The sequence below is a fragment of the Halobellus ruber genome, from assembly GCF_014212355.1.
GTDB lineage: Archaea > Halobacteriota > Halobacteria > Halobacteriales > Haloferacaceae > Haloquadratum > Haloquadratum rubrum.
The window spans coordinates 190,982-208,654 of the sequence record NZ_JACKXD010000004.1 but is presented as its reverse complement, the minus strand read 5'-3'; the positions used below and the strand labels follow the sequence as shown (position 1 = coordinate 208,654).

The 17,673-nt window shown below is 71.1% G+C and carries 13 protein-coding genes; 11 read left to right on the top strand and 2 right to left on the bottom strand.

Annotated features, from left to right (window positions below):
- Positions 1-17: 17 nt before the first annotated feature.
- Positions 18-506, top strand: a complete 489-nt coding sequence (locus tag H5V44_RS12515; RefSeq protein ID WP_185193466.1) for a DUF7573 domain-containing protein — start codon at positions 18-20, stop codon at positions 504-506.
- A 31-nt stretch (positions 507-537) separates the two neighbouring features.
- Here the strand turns inward: H5V44_RS12515 and mutL are convergent, their stop codons facing one another.
- Both mutL and mutS read right to left on the bottom strand, forming a co-directional pair.
- Positions 538-2,250, bottom strand: coding sequence for a DNA mismatch repair endonuclease MutL (gene mutL, locus H5V44_RS12510; RefSeq protein ID WP_185193465.1), 1,713 nt, complete (start codon positions 2,248-2,250; stop codon positions 538-540).
- A complete protein-coding gene (mutS, locus tag H5V44_RS12505) occupies positions 2,243-5,032 on the bottom strand; it encodes a DNA mismatch repair protein MutS (RefSeq protein ID WP_246403985.1) in 2,790 nt (929 codons plus the stop codon). The genes mutL and mutS overlap by 8 nt, the downstream gene beginning before the upstream one ends.
- A gap of 405 nt (positions 5,033-5,437) precedes the next feature.
- Here mutS and H5V44_RS12500 point away from each other — a divergent pair, with 405 nt between their 5' ends.
- The 10 genes from H5V44_RS12500 (at position 5,438) to rpsJ (ending at position 17,610) form a co-directional block, all read left to right on the top strand.
- Positions 5,438-6,412, top strand: a complete 975-nt coding sequence (locus H5V44_RS12500) for an AAA family ATPase (protein WP_185193463.1) — start codon at positions 5,438-5,440, stop codon at positions 6,410-6,412.
- A 1-nt stretch (position 6,413) separates the two neighbouring features.
- Complete coding sequence (locus tag H5V44_RS12495) at positions 6,414-7,607, top strand: DUF58 domain-containing protein (protein ID WP_185193462.1); 1,194 nt, start codon at positions 6,414-6,416, stop codon at positions 7,605-7,607.
- Positions 7,604-9,847 carry a transglutaminase TgpA family protein gene (locus H5V44_RS12490; RefSeq protein ID WP_343067743.1) on the top strand — a complete coding sequence of 748 codons (2,244 nt, stop codon included), beginning with the start codon at positions 7,604-7,606 and terminating at the stop codon, positions 9,845-9,847. The genes H5V44_RS12495 and H5V44_RS12490 overlap by 4 nt, the downstream gene beginning before the upstream one ends.
- An 86-nt stretch (positions 9,848-9,933) precedes the next feature.
- Positions 9,934-10,227, top strand: coding sequence for a stress response translation initiation inhibitor YciH (yciH, locus tag H5V44_RS12485; protein ID WP_089768705.1), 294 nt, complete (start codon positions 9,934-9,936; stop codon positions 10,225-10,227).
- A 107-nt stretch (positions 10,228-10,334) separates the two neighbouring features.
- Entirely contained in the window at positions 10,335-11,426 is a 1,092-nt protein-coding gene (locus H5V44_RS12480) for a molybdopterin-dependent oxidoreductase (protein ID WP_185193461.1), read from the top strand.
- Between the two features lie 144 nt (positions 11,427-11,570).
- Positions 11,571-13,760 (top strand): elongation factor EF-2, encoded by a 2,190-nt coding sequence (locus tag H5V44_RS12475; RefSeq protein ID WP_185193460.1) that lies wholly within the window; start codon positions 11,571-11,573, stop codon positions 13,758-13,760.
- 543 nt (positions 13,761-14,303) lie between these two features.
- Positions 14,304-14,891, top strand: coding sequence for an amino acid-binding protein (locus H5V44_RS12470; RefSeq protein ID WP_185193459.1), 588 nt, complete (start codon positions 14,304-14,306; stop codon positions 14,889-14,891).
- Entirely contained in the window at positions 14,888-15,847 is a 960-nt protein-coding gene (locus H5V44_RS12465) for a homoserine dehydrogenase (RefSeq protein WP_185193458.1), read from the top strand. Before H5V44_RS12470 ends, H5V44_RS12465 begins: the two co-directional genes overlap by 4 nt.
- Before the next feature lie 188 nt (positions 15,848-16,035).
- A complete protein-coding gene (tuf, locus tag H5V44_RS12460; RefSeq protein WP_185193457.1) occupies positions 16,036-17,301 on the top strand; it encodes a translation elongation factor EF-1 subunit alpha in 1,266 nt (421 codons plus the stop codon).
- Entirely contained in the window at positions 17,302-17,610 is a 309-nt protein-coding gene (gene rpsJ / locus H5V44_RS12455; RefSeq protein WP_185193456.1) for a 30S ribosomal protein S10, read from the top strand. It begins immediately after the preceding gene.
- Positions 17,611-17,673: the final 63 nt, after the last annotated feature.

Below are 17,673 nucleotides of genomic sequence, written 5' to 3'. Positions count from 1 at the left end.
CGCCGCTCCGTTCCGGTATGGGCCGGGATCGGTCGCTCGACGAGTTCCTCGGCGGCGAGTCTCCGGATCCTGGGTCGTCAGCGACGGATCCGGCCGCCGACGAGGATGAAAAGGCTGAGCCAGGGACGGACGTCGACGGGGAGGACGCGGCGGCCGACGACGGAGGGGCGGATGTCGACGACGAAGGGGCGGACGTGGGTAGCGCGGGAACGGACGCCGAGAGCGCGGATGTCGGCGGCGAGGGGGCGGAGGCCGACACTGCGGTGGGAGAGCCTGACGGCGGGGGAGTGGACGCGGAGCCGGCACCCGGCGGGGCGGGCGACCACGGCGACGAGCGCGACGGGGAGACGGATCACGCCGCGACGGGTCCAGCGGACGCCGAACCCGCGTCCGTCACCTACCGCTGGGAGCCCGACGGCGTCCCGTGTGCGGAGTGCGGGGCGACCGTCGACCTGCTCTGGGCCGGGGGATCGGGGCAGGTGTGTGCCGACTGCAAGGAGTGGTAGCCGACGGCGGGGCCACAGCGGTCGCGGCCGGTCACTCCAGCCGCGTATTCCGCCGGTCGAACCCGCGGACGAGCGTCTCCTCCGCGACGGTCAGGACTGTCGGTCGACCGTGCGGGCAGTTGTAGGGGTTCTCACACGCCCCAAGCCGGTCGAGGAGCGCGTCGGCTTCCGCGTCGGTCAGGTCGTCGCCGGCCTTCAGTGACGGGTGACACGCGAGGTCCTTCAGGGAGTCGTCGCGGCCGTCGTCCGGCGTCTCACCCCGTTGAAGGGCGTCGATCGCGTCCCGGACGCTCTCGGGGTCGGCGGGTCGGGACAGCGGCGCCGGTACCGACCGGACCCGCACCGCCGACCCGTCGAACGGGTCGACGTCGTACCCCAGATCCGCGAGCGCGTCGCGGTGGGAGTCCGCCGCGGCGTACTGTGCAGGCGTCACCGACACGGTCGCCGGCGGGTCGATCGGTGCCGTCGGTGGGTCGTCGCCGACCGCCTCGCGCAGTCGCTCGTAGTTGATCCGCTCGTGGGCGGCGTGTTGGTCGACCACCAGCAGGTCGCCCTCGAACGCACACAGCAGGTAGAGCCCGCGGAACTGCCCGACGAAATCGGCCTCGGCGAAGGCCGTGTCGCCGGGATCGAACGGTTCGACCGCCCCATCGAGGTCCATCGAGAGGTCCTCGCTCCGCCGGCGGTCCGCGGTCGACAGCGCGTCGGCGACGGCGGATTCGACCGCGTCGGCGACGGCGTCGGGCGCGCGGAGTCGGACCTCCCGCTTCCGCGGGTGGACGTTGTGGTCGGCCCAGCCGTCGGGAACGGACACCGACGCGGCGGCGACCGGCGCGCGGCCGTCGGGTAGGCGGTCGCCGTAGCCGTCGACGACGGCCCGCCGGAGCCGGCCGTTGCGGACCGGGCGGCCGCCGACGTCGACGTAGATGTGGTCCCGCCGGGCCCGGGTGATCGACGGCTGGACGAGCGTCCCGCGGAGCCGGACGTCCGCCGGTCCGTCGCCGTTCCCGGGTGCGTCGGTCCCGAGCCCGGCGGTCGCGTCGAACGCCGTCGTCCGCGACGCCACCTTGCGATCGTAGACGCCGAGCAGAGCGTCGGCGTACTCGCCCGTTCCCGGCGTGGAGAACACCCCACTTCCGTCGTGTGCCAGCGAGAACCCCACGTCGGGGCGGGCCACGGCGTACCGCGAGACCGCGTCGCTGACCCGTGCGAACTCGGTCCGGGCGGTCGACAGCGACGCCCGACGGGCGGGGGTGTCGGCGAAGAGATCGCGGACGGTGACGGTCGTCCCCCGGCCCCGACCCGCGGCCTCGACGCGGTCGGCGCCCGGGCCGCCGGTCGCGACGACCCGGGTGCCGCGCGGCCCGCCGTCGTTGGTCACGAGTTCGAGGTCGGCGACGGTGGCGACGCTGGCGAGCGCCTCCCCGCGGAACCCCAGCGTCTCGGCCGTTTCGACCGACCCGCCGGGGTCGAGTTTGCTGGTCGTGTGTCGCTCGACTGCGAGTTCCGCGTCCGAGCGGTCCATCCCGCGGCCGTCGTCGCGCACGCTGATCCGCTCGGTACCGTCGCCCGCGATGTCGATGTCGATCCGGGAGGCCCCGGCGTCGAGGGCGTTCTCGACGAGTTCGACGACCACGTCCGCGGGGCGGGTGACGACCTCGCCGGCGGCGACGCTCGCGACGGTGGCCTCGTCTAACCGTCGCACGGGGCGGTCGGCCGCGGGGGCGGGATGCTCGTCACTCATCCAGTCGTCGCTGTAGGTCCTCCAGCGTGTTGAGGGCTTCGAGCGGCGTCGTCCGGGCGATCTCGACGTCGCGGAGCGCCTCGATGACGTCGCCGTCGGCGCCCGTCGGGGCGGCCGCCTCGTCGCCGCCGCGGTCGCCGTTCTCCAGCCCCTCGACGTACGCGGCGAGGGTGTCGCCGCGGTCCGATTGCGGGGTTGCGGGCGTGCCGGGGTCGGATCCCGTCGACTCCTGTCGGTCGGGTCCGGACTCTGCCGTCTCCCCGGGATCGGAGCCGGCATCCTCGCCTTCCACGCCGTCGCCGGACGCGTCCTCGGCCGCGGTCGACGCCGCCGAGCCCGCGGCCCCGCGGACGTACTCGCGGGCGCGCTCGACGACCCGATCCGGGACCCCTGCGAGCTTCGCGACCTCGACGCCGTACGACGACGAGGCGGGGCCCTCGGCGACGCGGTGGAGGAAGGTGACCTCCGTTTCGTCGGCGTCCGGCGCATCGGGGTCGCCGCCCTGCTTGCTCACGGTGAAGTGGCGGTTGAACGCGTTCGGGAGGTCGGCCGCCAGGTCCGTGAGGTCGTGGTAGTGGGTCGCAAACAGCGTGGTGGCGCCGACCTCGTCGTGGACGAACTCCGTGGTGGCGCGGGCGATCGCCAGCCCGTCGGCCGTGGAGGTGCCGCGGCCGACCTCGTCGAGCAGCACCAACGAGTCGGCGGTTGCGTCGTGGAGGATGTCGGTGAGTTCCGACATCTCGCGCATGAACGTCGACTGGCCGCCCGCGATGTCGTCGGAGGCGCCCACCCGCGTGAAGATGCGGTCCAGGATCGGCAACTCGGCCGCGTCGGCGGGCACGAAACTCCCGGCCTGCGCCAGCAGACAGATCAGCGCGACCTGGCGCATGTACGTCGACTTCCCGCTCATGTTCGGCCCGGTGATGACCGCGACGTGGCCCTCTGTGAAGTCGATCCCGTTGGGGACGAACTCGTCTTGCGTCCGCTCGACCACCGGGTGCCGGCCGGCGTCGATCCGGAGGGGCTCTACGCCCATTTCGGGGCGGACGTAGCCAGCGTCGGCGGCGACGGTCGCGAAGGTTGCGAGAGCGTCGAGGCGGGCCAGCGCGTCCGCGAGCGTTTGGAGCCGCTCGGTCTCGGCGGCGACCCGCGAGCGGACCTCACAGAACAGTTCGTATTCCATCGAATCGGCGCGCTCCGAGGCCGAGAGGATCTCCTCCTCGCGGCGTTTCAGTTCCGGGGTGTAGAACCGTTCGGCGTTCTTCAACGTCTGTCTGCGGGTGTAGTCGTCGGGCACCCGGTCGAGGTTGGGGTTCGTGACCTCGATGTAGTAGCCGTGGACCTGCGTGTAGCCGACTTCGAGGGAGTCGATCCCGGTGCGCTCCCGCTCGCGCTCCTCCAGCGACGACACCCACTCGCGGCCCTCGCGTTCGGCGGCCCGGACCTCGTCGAGGTCGTCGTCGAACCCGTCGCGGATAACCCCGCCCTCCGTGATCTCCTGCGGCGGGTCGGGGACGATCGCGCGGTCGATCAGGTCGCGGACGTCGGCGAGTTCGTCGAGGGCGTCACGGAGGTCCGCGAGCGCGGCCGAGTCCACGTCGTCGAGGGCGGTCTTCAACTCCGGGACCACCGCGAGGGTCGTCCGCAGCGACCGGAGGTCGCGGGCGTCGGCGCGCTCCTGTGAGATCCGCGCCGCCAGGCGTTCGAGGTCGTACACCTTCGAGAGGTGCTCCCTGACGGCCTCGCGGGCGATCGGTCGGTCGAGCAGCTCCGCGACCGCGTCGTGGCGGCGCCGGATCCGTTCTGCGTCGACCAGCGGGCGGCGGAGCCACGCCTCCAGCCGGCGACGCCCGAGCGCCGAGACCGTCCGGTCGACGGTCCCGACGAGCGTCCCGCCGCCGCCCGGCTGCCGCGACTCGAACAGTTCGAGGCTCCGCATCGCGGTCGCGTCCAGGCGGAGCGACCGCCGGAGGTCGTAGCGCTGCACCCGCGAGACGTACGGGAGCGCCCCGTCGTCGCCCTGGGTGTACTCGGCGTACGACAGCAGCCCGCCGACCGCCCGGCGCTCGACCGGTGCGTCGAGGACGGCCGCCGGCTCCGCGACGTAGCCCGACAGCGTCGCGTCGGCGGCGTCGAGGCCGAAGACCGCCGGGTCGCGCTCGGTCACCATCGTCTCGAACCCCAGCGCCGACGCGTCGAGGTCGGTGTCGGGACCGACGACCACCTCCGCGGGCGCGAGGCGTTCGAGCTCCGTCCGGATCCGATCGGTCGGCCCCGCCGTGACCCGGCACTCGCCGGTGGAGACGTCGAGCGTCGCCAGCGCCGCGGGCGGGTCGTCGGGGTCGTCTGTACCCCCCTCGGCACTACCCGAATCACGCGCCACCAGCGCGGCCAGATACGTCGCGCTCGCCCGATCCAGCAGGTCGTCGTCGACCACCGTCCCGGGGCTGACGACGTTCGTCACCGCGCGGTCGACCAGTCCGGTGGCCTCCTCGGCGTCCTCGACCTGGTCGGCGATCGCGACCCGGAAATCCGCGTCGAGCAGCGCCTCCAGGTACGACGCGGCGTTGTCGATCGGGATCCCCGCCATCGGGTAGGTGCCGGTCGAGTCCTCCCGCTGGGTGAGCGTCACCTCACACACCCGAGCGACAGTTTCGGCGGCCTCACAGAACGCCTCGTAGAAGTCGCCGACCTGGAAGAGCACGATCGCGTCGGGGTGGGCCCGACAGAGGTCGAGATACTGCGAGAGCATCGGCGTGAGCTCCTCGGCGCGATCGAGCATCTTCTCGGGCGGGCCCTCCGGCCGCGTGTCGTCGGCGCCCGTCGTTGCCGGTTCGCCGCCGGGTGGCGCCGGTCCGCTCCCGTCGCCGTCGTCGGCGCGGTCGCCGTCTCTCCCGACTGCGTCAGCGTCCGCCCCGTCCATACCTACGGGACCGCGGCCGAGGCGTAAAAACCCAACTGGAGCCAGCAGCGGGGGAGTCGGGGCGAGCGCGGGGGGGGGGCGGTCGACGCGCTGGGCCGGGGTGGGCGGGGCTCAGGGTCGGGCCCTCGGGAACGGCCGGCCGGCTCCAGCGCCCGGCACACGTCCCCAGCAGAGTTACGTACACGCGGGGGTTATAGTGGTACGATACCACGGACCGATGACAGCCACACTATCCCCGCCGGTCCAACCGACGCCGTTCAACACATGACCGACGCAGACGCCGTTCCGGACACCGAACCGAGGGAAGAGGAGCCAACCCCGCTCGACCTCGACGAGGCGGCGGAACTGACATCCCGGATCATCGACAACGTCGAACGCGTCATCGTCGGCCAGCCCGACGCGATCGAACACATCCTCGTGACGTTATTCGCGCGCGGGAACCTCCTCCTCGAGGACGTTCCCGGCGTCGGCAAGACGATGCTCGCGCGGGCGGTGGCGACCTCGTTGGACTGCTCGTTCAACCGGGTGCAGTTCACGCCCGATCTCCTGCCCTCTGACGTGACCGGGGTGAGCGTGTTCAACGAGAAGACCCGGGAGTTCGAGTTCCAGCCCGGGCCGGTGTTCGGGAACGTCGTTCTCGGCGACGAGATCAACCGCGCGCCGCCGAAGACGCAGGCCGCCCTCCTGGAGGTGATGTCCGAACAGCAGGTCACCGTCGACGGCGAGACCTACCCGGTCCCGGATCCCTTCATCGTGATCGCGACGCAGAACGACGTCGAGCCGGGCCGCACGTACGAACTGCCGGTTGCTGAGGTCGACCGCTTCACCAAGAAGATCCGGCTGGGCTATCCCGACGAGGCCGAGGAGACCGAACTGCTCGGCCGTCTCACCGGCAAACACCCGATCGAGTCGCTCGATCCCGTCGCCTCCGTCGAGGACGTCCGCCGGGCCAGGGAGACCGTCGCCGGCGTGACCGTCAGGGAACCGGTGCGGTCGTACATCACCCGGCTGGCGGGGTACACGCGCGATCACGCACGGCTCGGGGTCAGCCCGCGGGGCGCGATCGCGCTGGTCCGGACCTCGCAGGTCCGGGCGGTGTTCGAGGGTCGGGATTACGTCATCCCCGACGACGTCCAGACGGAGGCGCCGACGGTGTGGGGCCACCGGGTGCGGACCGACACGGACGTCGACGGGACGGCGATCGTCGAACGCGCCCTCGAGGAGGTCGCCGTCGAGTGAGATGCGGCCCACACGACGCGGATACGCGGTCGTCGGCGTGATCGTCGCCGCCGTCGCCGCCGGCGCGGTGTTCGGTGCACGCGCCCTCGACGCGGTCGTCCTGCCCGGCTTGGTCGCGCTCGTCGCCGCCGCGATACAGCTCCGAGGAGCCCCGCAGGTCGATGTGGATCGGACGCTCCCCCCGGCGGACGTCGCCGGGTCGAGCGGGACCGTCACCCTCGAACTCGACGGCGACCGGACGTACCCGGTCACGGTCCGGGACCGGCTACCGGAGGGGGTCGACCCCGAGACCCCCCCACGAGGGCGCGGCGCAGGCGGCGACGAGACGGTCGTCGACGCCGCGGTCGACGGCGACCCGGTGACGTACGGGATCGTCCCGCAGCGACGCGGGGAACACGTCGTCGGCCCCGCGACCGTCGTCGCGACCGACGTGCTCGGCCTGCTCGAACGGTCCACGGTGATCGACCGCCGCGACACGCTCGTGACCTTCCCCCGCGTGGGAACCCTCCCGGGGACGCTCGGCGCGGAACTGCAGGCGGCCTACCAGTCCCGGGCGACGACGCAGCGCGACGAGTTCGACGACCTCCGGGAGTACGTCCGGGGGGATTCGCTCCGCGACATCCACTGGAAGTCGTCGGCGCGTCACGACGAGCTGATGGTCCAGGAGTTCACCGACAGGGCCGACCCCGAGCGGGTGACGGTCGCAATCGGCGTCGACGAGGGGGCGGGACAGGTCGGTGACGACGGCACCGGCGACACCCCGGCCGACAGGATGGCGGCGGCGGCCGCGACGGTGTCGGTCGCCCTCGTCCGCGGCGGGGCGTCGGTGACGCTCACCACGCCCTCGGGCACCGTCGACGCGTCGCCGGGGCGGATCCGGCCGGCGCTGCGTCACCTCGCGGTCGCGGCGGGCGGACGGGTGCCGGCCGCCGAGGCCGACGTCCGCGTTGTCGCGGACGGCGAGGCCGTGTCGATCAGGTTCGACGGCCGCGAGCACCGCTTCGAGGGGCGGGTCGGCGACGCCGTCTCGCTCCGGGAAGTCACCGAGTACGTCGACGCCCCGCCGGAGCAAGCGGGAAGCGGGCCCGATGACCCCGCCGACGCGGTCGCGGGGAGCGCGGCGACGGACCGCGGTGTCGCTTCCGACGGATCGGGGGGAAGCGCGAGCGGACCCGAACGGAGGGGTGTCGAGTGAGTTCGCGAGGGCGTCAGCGTGCGGGACCGTCGGGGGACACACGGTCGCTTGGAACGGTCGGTCGGATTGACGGGAGCCGCGCGCTCGCAGTCGTCGGGCTCGCGGCGTTGACTTGGGCGTACGTGAGCGTGCTGTGGCGCGTGACCGACGTGGTCGGCGGGAGCGTCCGGTTCGCCGCCGCGGTCGCGGTGGCGCTCGGGCTCGCCGTCGTCGTCGGCCGGGTCGTCGGCGTGCGAGTCGCGGTCGGGGTGACCGCCCTGCTCGTGGCGGCGGGCTTTGCGGGCTACCTCCTGACGCTGCCTGCGAGCCAGCTCCAGCTTCTGACCCCCGACCGGATCATCAACGACACCATCGCGCTCCTGACGGGGCTGTCGATCCTCCGGCTGGTCGGCGCGGGGACGTGGGCGACCGCCATCGTGCCCGCCCCGGTGTTCCTCTCGTGGTACCTCGCGGTCCGGCGGCGCTACGGCCTCGCGGCGGCGGCCGGCGGCGCCGCCCTGGCGCTCGTCGTGCTCACGGGCGACGCCGACGGGGCCGTGACGCTCGTGGGCGTGGTCGGCGCGGCCCTCTCCGGCGCGGCATCGACCGCCGAACGGCACGGGACCGGACTGCGGCAGGTCGACGTCGTGACCGTGGTGGTAGCGGCGATGATCGTCGCTGCGGCGACGCTGTCGGTGGTTCCGGGCGCAGCGACGTCGCCGGTGCTGCCCGACCGCGACTCCCCGACCGCCGAGGCCAGCCTGGTCGAGGCCGACGACAGCGTCGAGGTCGTCGGGAGCATCCGGCTGTCGCCGTCGGTCCGGTTCAGGGTCGAAAGCGAGCGGGCGTCCTACTGGCAGACCGCGTCGTACGACAGATACACCGGCGACGGATGGGTCCGGACCGGCGAAGCCAGCGCGTACGAGGGGCAGCTCGCGGGACCGCCGGGCGAGACGCGGGCGCTCCGGCAGCTCGTCACCGCCGAGGACACCATCTCCGTTCTCCCGGCGGCGTGGAAGCCCGTCGAGGTCAGCGGGGACGTGGCGACCGACGCGTCGGTGACCCCGCAGGGTAACCTCCGTCCCGGCCGCTCGCTCCGGCCGGGCGAGACCTACGGGGTTCGGAGCCGCGTCCCGACAGCCGACCCCGGGGACCTCCGCCGGGCGGGCACCGACTACCCCGAGCGGGTGACCGACGCCTACCTCCAGCTCCCGGGGAGCACGACCGATCGGGTGCGCGAACTTTCCGCGGAGGTCGCCGGCGACGCCGAGACGCCGTACGACAAGGCAGTCGCGATCGAGCGGTACCTGGAGAGCGAAAAGCAGTACTCCCTGAGCGTGCCGGCGCCCTCCGGCGACGTCGCGGACACCTTCCTCTTCGAGCGGGAGGCGGGCTACTGCACCTACTACGCCACGACGATGGTGGTGATGCTCCGCTCGCAAGGGGTGCCCGCGCGGTTCGCCACCGGCTACACGCCGGGGGAGGCAGTCGGCGACGACGAGCGGGTGGTCCGCGGGCTCGACTCCCACGCGTGGGTGGAGGTGTACTTCCCCGACGTGGGGTGGATCCGGTTCGATCCGACGCCGTCGGGGCCGCGTGAGACCGCCGAGACCGCCCGGCTGACGGAAGCGCGACAGGGTGGCGCCACGGACGTCGACGTCGCGGGCACCAACGGATCGGAAACGACGCCGTCGATCCAGGGGGGCAACCCCGGCGAGATCGACGTCAGCGAGGGCGTGACGCCGGTCGGCGTGAACGTCTCCAGCAACGAAAACCCGAACACCACGGGGACCGAGGAGTCCAGACAGGGCGGCGGCCCCGGCCCCGGCAGCGGGAGTGACGGCGGCCCGTCGCTGCCGTCGCTGCCGTCGACGCGGACGCTACTCGTCGGCGTCGCCGCCCTGCTGGGCGTTACAGCGGGCGCGTACCGGACCGGCACCGTCGAGCGGACCGCGGGGCTGCTCGCCGCGCAGTTCCAGCGACGGCGCGACCCCGACACCGACGCGGTCCGCGCGTACCGACGGCTTGCGGTCCTGCTCGAACGCCGGTACCGACCCCGTCGCTCCGGGGAGACGCCGCGGGGCTACGTCGAGTCGGTCGCAACCGGGATGTTCGGCGGGGACGACGTGGAGCAGGTGGTGGAGCTGTACGAACGGGCGGAGTACGGCCACGGCGTCAGTGCCGCGGAGGCCGACGAGGCGGTGGCGACGGTCGACCGGCTGGTGCGGTCCGCGACGCCGATCCGCCGCCGGTTCCGGTAGCGAACCCGGAGCTGGACGATCACCCCGGGCGACCGTTCGGGCTCCCGATACTGTTTAATATCCCCATCCTGTACTTTCGGGCTGTAATGTCGGAAGTCTGCTCGACGTGCGGACTCCCTGAGGAGCTCTGCGTCTGCGAGGACGTCGCCAAAGAGTCCCAGGAGATCACCATCCGCATCGACGAGCGCCGCTACGGAAAGGAGGTAACGGTCATCGAAGGGTTCGATCCCAAGGACGTGGATATGGACAGCCTCTCCTCGGACCTCAAATCGAAGTTCGCCTGCGGCGGCACCGTCGAGGACGGCGCCATCGAGCTCCAGGGGAACCACACCGGTCGCGTCGAGGACTTCCTCCGCGACAAGGGTTTCAACGTCGCGTGACCGTCACCTGACCGCCCTGCGCCGGGCAACCCCCCGCCGTCGCTCGCGGGGGTAGCCGCCCAGTTCCCGCCCAAACACTTCTTGCCGAGTAGCCCCTGCAATCGGCTATGGACCGGCGCCCGGCGGCCCTCCTCGGACGCGTCCGCGACGCCGTCGAGCCGCCGCCGCGACTCGTCGACTGGTCGCTGTTTGCAATCGTCGGCTTCGAGGTCGTCACCGGGCTGGTCTCGTTCACCGTCGGGTCGGCGTCGTGGTGGCCGCTGTTTTGGGCCCACCGGATCGCGGGGCTGACCTTCGTCGCGCTTCTGGGCTTCAAACTCGCCCGGGTGCGACACCGGGTGACCGACCGGCGGCTGTGGCGGCGGTCGACCGGGCTGTCGGTGCTGACCGCGGTCGCGGCAATCGGCGCGCTCGCAACGGCCGTTGTGTGGGTGTTCGGGCTCGACATCAGGCTCTCGTACTGGACGCTCCTGAGCGTCCACGTCGGGTTCGGACTCGTCCTGCTTCCGCTCGTGGTGGCGCACCTCTCGACCCGGTTCCGGCTGCCCCGCCGCGAGGACTTCGACCGGCGGCGGACCACCCTGAAGTACGCGGGGTTGTTGCTCTCCGGGGCGGTGGTCTACCGGACGCAGGAACTCACAAACCGGGTGCTCGACACTCCGGGCGCCGACCGGCGGTTCACCGGCTCGCAGCCACGTGAGGGCGAGGGCAACGGCGCGTTCCCGGTGACCTCGTGGGTCGCCGACGACCCCGAGCCGGTCGACCGCGGGGCGTGGACCCTGGAAGTGGCCGGCGCGGTCGACACGGACCTGGAGTTCGGCTACGACGAGGTCGATCCCGACGCCGAACGCGAGGCGCTTTTGGACTGTACCAGCGGGTGGTACACCGTCCAGCGGTGGGGGGGGCTCCGGGTCGGCGACCTGCTGGAATCGGCCGGCGCCGACGCGGACGCCCGATACGTCCGGTTCGTGTCGGTTACGGGCTACCGGTGGTCGCTGCCGATCGCGGAGGCACGCGACGCGCTGCTCGCGACCCACGTCGGCGACGCGCGGCTGAGTCACGGCCACGGCGCGCCGGCGCGGCTCGTCGCGCCCGGGCGGCGGGGGTTCCAGTGGGTGAAGTGGGTCACCCGGATCGAGGTCCGGCGGCGGGGCGATCCGGCACAGTGGGTGGTCACCCTGATCAGCGGGTTCGATTAGGGGCCGGCGAGGGTGGCGTTCGGGCGAGCCCGGCGCCGGCCGTGTGAGACCGGGGCATACTCCGTCAGAACCCGCCGTATCCGTCGATTTCGCCGTCGGCAAAGCACTACCCTTTTGACCCTCCTGCCGGTACAGGTGGGTATAATGGGCCGACGAAAGAAGATCGTACAAGAGTGCGAGCAGCTGATGGAGGATCCGGAGCAGATCCGGAACATCGCCATCGCGGCTCACGTCGACCACGGGAAGACCACGCTGACCGACAACCTTCTCGCCGGGGCGGGGATGATCGCCGACGAGGGCGAGGCGACCCGGCTGATGATGGACACAGAGGAGGACGAACAGGAGCGTGGGATCACCATCGACGCGGCGAACGTGTCGATGACCCACGAGTACCAAGACGAGAATCACCTGATCAACCTGATCGACACGCCCGGCCACGTCGACTTCGGCGGCGACGTGACGCGGGCGATGCGCGCGGTCGACGGCGCACTCGTCGTCGTCGACGCCGTCGAGGGCGCGATGCCGCAGACCGAGACGGTCGTCCGGCAGGCGCTGCGGGAGGGCGTCAAGCCCGCGCTGTTCATCAACAAGGTCGACCGTCTCATCTCGGAGCTCCAGGAGGGGCCCCAGGAGATGCAGGAGCGGCTCCAGAGCGTCATCGCCGACGTCAACGAGCTGATCCGCGGGATGACCGAGAACCGCGACGACATCGACGACTGGACCGTCTCCGTCCAGGACGGCACCGTGGCGTTCGGGTCGGCGCTGTACAAGTGGGGCGTCTCCGCGCCGTCGATGCAGCGCACCGGGATCGGGTTCCCGGAGATCATCGAGATGGAGCGCAACGACCAGCGGCTGGAGCTCCACGAGCAGACGCCGCTGTCGGACGTCGTGCTCGATATGGTCGCCGAGCACTTCCCGAACCCGCTGGACGCCCAGCCGCGGCGGATCCCGCGGGTCTGGCGTGGCGACGCCGACTCCGACCTCGCCCGCCAGATGGAGGAGGTCGACGACGACGGCGAGGTGGTCTTCATGGTGACCGACATCTCGATGGACCCCCACGCCGGCGAGATCGCCACCGGCCGGCTGTTCAGCGGGACCATCAAGCAGGGCCAGGAGCTGTACGTCTCCGGGACAGTAGGGAAAAACCGCGTCCAGTCGGTCGGAATCTTCATGGGCGGCGAGCGGGAGGAGCTCGACCGCGGGGTCCCCGCCGGCAACATCGCGGCGGTGACAGGCTTGCGTGACGCGATCGCGGGCTCGACGGTCTCCTCCGTGGAGATGACGCCGTTCGAGTCGATCGAGCACATCTCCGAGCCGGTCATCACGAAATCCGTGGAGGCCGAGAGCATGGACGACCTGCCGAAGCTCATCGAGACGCTCCAGCAGGTCGCAAAGGAGGACCCGACCATCCGGGTGGAGATCAACGAGGACACCGGCGAGCACCTGATCAGCGGACAAGGCGAGCTCCACCTCGAGGTCATCACCCAGCGCATCGAGAAGAACCAGGGGATCCCGGTCCAGACGGGTGAACCGATCGTGGTGTTCCGCGAGGCGCCGCAGTCCTCGTCCCGCGAGGTCGAGGGCGTTTCGCCGAACCGCCACAACAAGTTCTACATCACCGTCGAGCCGCTCGCCGACGACATCGTCGACGCGATCAAGCGCGGCGAGGTCTCGATGGACATGCCCGAGTTGGAACGCCGCGAGGCGCTGCAGGAGGCCGGGATGGACAAGGACACCTCCCAGGAGGTCGAACACATCCACGGCACCAACGTCCTCATCGACGACACGAAGGGGATCCAGCACCTCAACGAGACGATGGAACTCGTCATCGAGGGCCTGGAGGAGGCGCTCGACGACGGCCCGCTCGCCAACGAGCCGGTCCAGGGCTCGCTGCTGCGGCTCCACGACGCGAAGCTCCACGAGGACACCATCCACCGCGGCCCCGCACAGGTCATCCCCGCGGTTCGGGATGCGGTCCACCGCGCGCTGATCGACGCCGACATCAAACTGTTGGAGCCGATCCAGGACGTCCGCATCGACGTCCCCTCGGCACACATGGGGTCGGCCTCCGGCGAGATCCAGGGGCGTCGTGGCCGCGTCGACGACATGTTCCAGGAGGGCGATCTGATGGTCATCGAGGGGATCGCCCCCGTCGAGGAGATGATCGGGTTCTCCTCGGACATCCGGTCGGCCACCGAGGGTCGCGCGTCGTGGAACACCGAGAACGCCGGGTTCCGCGTGCTCGCCGACAACCTCCAGCGCGAGAAGATCATGGAGATCCGCGAGCGGAAGGGAATGAAGCTCGAACTCCCGGCGTCGGTCGACCAGTTCTGAGGCGGTCGACCACGTCGGCCCGCAGTCGGCCCACCTACGTCGGGTTTCGTTTTCGGGTTTTGATCGGGTAGTCGCCCGGCCGGCTTCCGTCCGCACACACCAGTCCGTGTGTCGTTGAGCGACTCCCGACGGGAAAGCCGCCGTCGGCCGGGACTGGAAGGGGCCGCGCTCTCGCCAACCGAGACGACGCAAGCACCGAAGGAGCGAACCGGGCGAGACCGGAGGTCTCGCCGGAAACCGGCGGCGAGCCGCCGGTGACGAGGTGAGCGACGAGGAGCACGGCGAGCCCATCGAGTCGAGAGCGCGGGGGCTTCCGGGGTCTTTGTCCCGCTCCTGGCGATCGTATTCTTGATTAAATAGTCCCGTTCCGACGCCGGCAACGTGTGTCGCCGACGAAGGCTTATATCGGTCGGGGAGTTGAGGTAGGGGTATGCGTACGGGTACGACCCCACGACCGCGAGCCGTCGACGCGAGACCGGACCGCAGCCCCCCCGTGTCGCGGCCGACACCGGTCCGTGGGACGCCGTCGGGAGGGGTCCGACGGTGACCTCCACGCTCGGCTCCGACGCCGACCGGGAGGGATCGCGGGCGGCCGAGGAGGGCACGGGCCACGACGGCGCCCCACAGCCCCACACGATCCGGCTCGAACTCGCGGACGAGCCGGGGGAGCTGCTGGCTGCGCTCGAACCCATCTCCGAGAACGGCGGCAATTTACTGTCGATCTTCCACGAGCGGGGGAACGTCACCCCCCGGGGGCGGATCCCCGTGGAGGTCGACATCGAGGCCACCCCGGACCGCTTCGAGACGATCGTCGCCGCGCTGCGGGACGCCGGCGTCAACGTAGTACAGGCGGGGGCCGAACAGTACGCCGAAGAACTCGTGGTGGTGCTCGTCGGCGACATCGTCGACTCGGACCTCTCGGACACCCTCCAGCGGGTGGAGGCGTGTCCGTCGGCGTCGGTCGCGGACGTCTCGGTGAACGCCCCCGCGGGCCGCGGCGAGTCCGCGAGCGCCCGGCTCCGGCTCGCGACCCGGGCCGGAGGCGGAACGGAGGCCCTGACGACCGTGCGGGAGCTGGCCGCCGAGAAGGAGTTGCACGTGATCGAACCGCTCGCCGGAGGTGGGGTATGACCGCCGGGAAGCGGCTCGCGGTCCTCGGTGCGGGCGCGGTCGGCGGGGCAGTAGTCGACCTCGCCGCGGCGTACGGCCACACGGTCGTCGCCTTCGCCGACTCGGCCTCGGCGGTCGTCGACGCCGGCGGGATCGACGCCGACGCCGCCGTCGACCGGAAGGCCGCGGAGGGCCACGTCGGCGACGACGACCCCGAGGACGTCCTGCACGCCGACTACGACGTCCTGGTGGAGGCGACGCCGACGACGCTCGGCGACGCCGAGCCGGGGTTTTCGCACCTCCGGACTGCACTCGAGCGGGACCGCCACGTCGTGCTCGCGAACAAGGGGCCGGTGGCCGAGCGGTACGCCGACGTGCGGGAACTGGAACACGACAGCGAGGGCGAGGTCCGGTTCGAGGCCGCCGTCGGCGGGGCGATCCCGATCGTCTCGACGGTGGAGGACCTCGGCCCCTCGCGTGTCACCGCCGCGCGGGGCGTGCTCAACGGCACGGCCAACTTCATTCTCTCGCGGATGGCCGCCGAGGGGATCGACTACGAACACGTCCTCGCGGAGGCCCAGGACCTCGGTGTCGCGGAGGCGGACCCCACCTTCGACGTCGAGGGGACCGACGCCGCGCTGAAATGCGTCATCCTCGCGAACGTGCTGGCGGCGGGCGACCGGGAGTTCACGCTTTCGGACGCCGACGTCGAGGGGATCACCAACGTCCCCGGGAGCGCCTTGGAGCTCGCCGCCGAGGACGGCCGGACCGTCCGGCTGGTCGGGGAGGCGACCCGCGAGGGGATCCGGGTCGGACCGCGGCTGGTCCCGGGAAACGCCGCGCTGGCGGTGACCGGCACCCGGAACATCGTACAGTTAGAGACCGACTACGCGGGCCAGTTGAACCTCAGCGGCCGCGGTGCCGGCGGGGAGCCGACCGCGTCGGCGGTACTGGGCGACGTCGGACGGCTGGGGTAGCCGGCGGGTAGCGGCCGTGATCGAGGGGCAAGGGCAAAACGGGGCGGGTCGACGCGCGTCACCTACCTGTGACACGTGCTCCCACAAACCGCGATACTCCGGCGTTTCAGCCGTCTACGTATCGAAATGGTTTTAGGTCTTTCTGGCAAAATATAGCGGTACACAGCGCCTTAGCGCGTGACACACCTATGAGTGACAAACCGCACCAGAACCTGGCCATCATCGGCCACGTCGACCACGGGAAGAGCACGCTGGTCGGGCGGCTCCTGTACGAGACAGGCTCCGTACCCGAGCACGTAATCGAGCAGCACAAAGAGGAGGCCGAGGAGAAGGGCAAGGGCGGCTTCGAGTTCGCCTACGTTATGGACAACCTCGCCGAGGAGCGCGAGCGGGGCGTCACCATCGACATCGCCCACCAGGAGTTCGACACCGACGAGTACTACTTCACCATCGTCGACTGTCCGGGCCACCGCGACTTCGTGAAGAACATGATCACGGGCGCCTCGCAGGCCGACAACGCGGTGCTCGTCGTCGCCGCCGACGACGGCGTCGCCCCGCAGACCCGCGAGCACGTCTTCCTGGCCCGCACGCTGGGCATCAACGAACTCATCATCGGCATCAACAAGATGGACCTCGTCGACTACAGCGAGGACTCCTACAAGCAGGTCAAAGACGAGGTCAACAAGCTGCTGAAGCAGGTCCAGTTCAACTCCGACGACGCGACGTACGTCCCCATCTCCGCGTTCGAGGGCGACAACGTCTCCGAGAGTTCGGACAACACTCCCTGGTACGACGGCGACACCCTGCTGGAGTCGCTCAACAACCTGCCGGAGCCGGAGCCGCCGACGGACGCGCCGCTCCGGCTTCCGATCCAGGACGTCTACACCATCTCCGGCATCGGGACGGTCCCGGTCGGCCGCATCGAGACGGGGACGATGAGCCCCGGCGACGACGTCTCCTTCCAGCCGTCGGACGTCGGCGGCGAGGTCAAGACCGTCGAGATGCACCACGAGGAGGTCCCGCAGGCCGGCCCCGGCGACAACGTCGGGTTCAACGTCCGCGGCATCGGCAAGGACGACATCCGCCGCGGCGACGTCTGTGGCCCCGCCGACGACCCGCCGTCCGTCGCCGAGACGTTCACGGCGCAGGTCGTCGTGATGCAGCACCCCTCGGTCATCACCGCGGGGTACACGCCGGTCTTCCACGCCCACACGGCCCAGGTCGCGTGTACGATCGAGTCCATTGACCAGAAACTCGATCCCGCCTCCGGCGAGGTCGCCGAGGAGGATCCGGACTTCATCCAGTCCGGCGACGCCGCGGTCGTCACCGTGCGACCACAGAAGCCGCTCAGCATCGAGCCGTCCGGCGAGATTCCCGAGCTCGGCTCCTTCGCCGTCCGGGATATGGGCCAGACCATCGCGGCCGGGAAGGTCCTCGAGGTCGACGAGCGATAGATGCAGCAGGCACGTGTCCGTCTCGCCGGGACCAGCCCCGAGGACCTCGACGACATCTGCGACGACGTCCGCGAGATCGCATCGAAGACGGGGGTCAGCCTCAGCGGCCCGATCCCGCTTCCGACGAAGACGCTGGAAGTGCCCGCGCGGAAGTCCCCCGACGGCGAGGGCACCGCCACGTGGGAGCACTGGGAGATGCGCGTCCACAAGCGGCTCATCGACATCGACGCCGACGAACGCGCGCTCCGGCAGCTGATGCGGATCCAGGTGCCCAACGACGTCAGCATCGAAATCGTCCTCGAGGATTAGGCCGAGGCGGACCGACGCACGGCGCTAAGGCGTCCCGCCTTCCACGGCGGGTTCGTTCTGCGG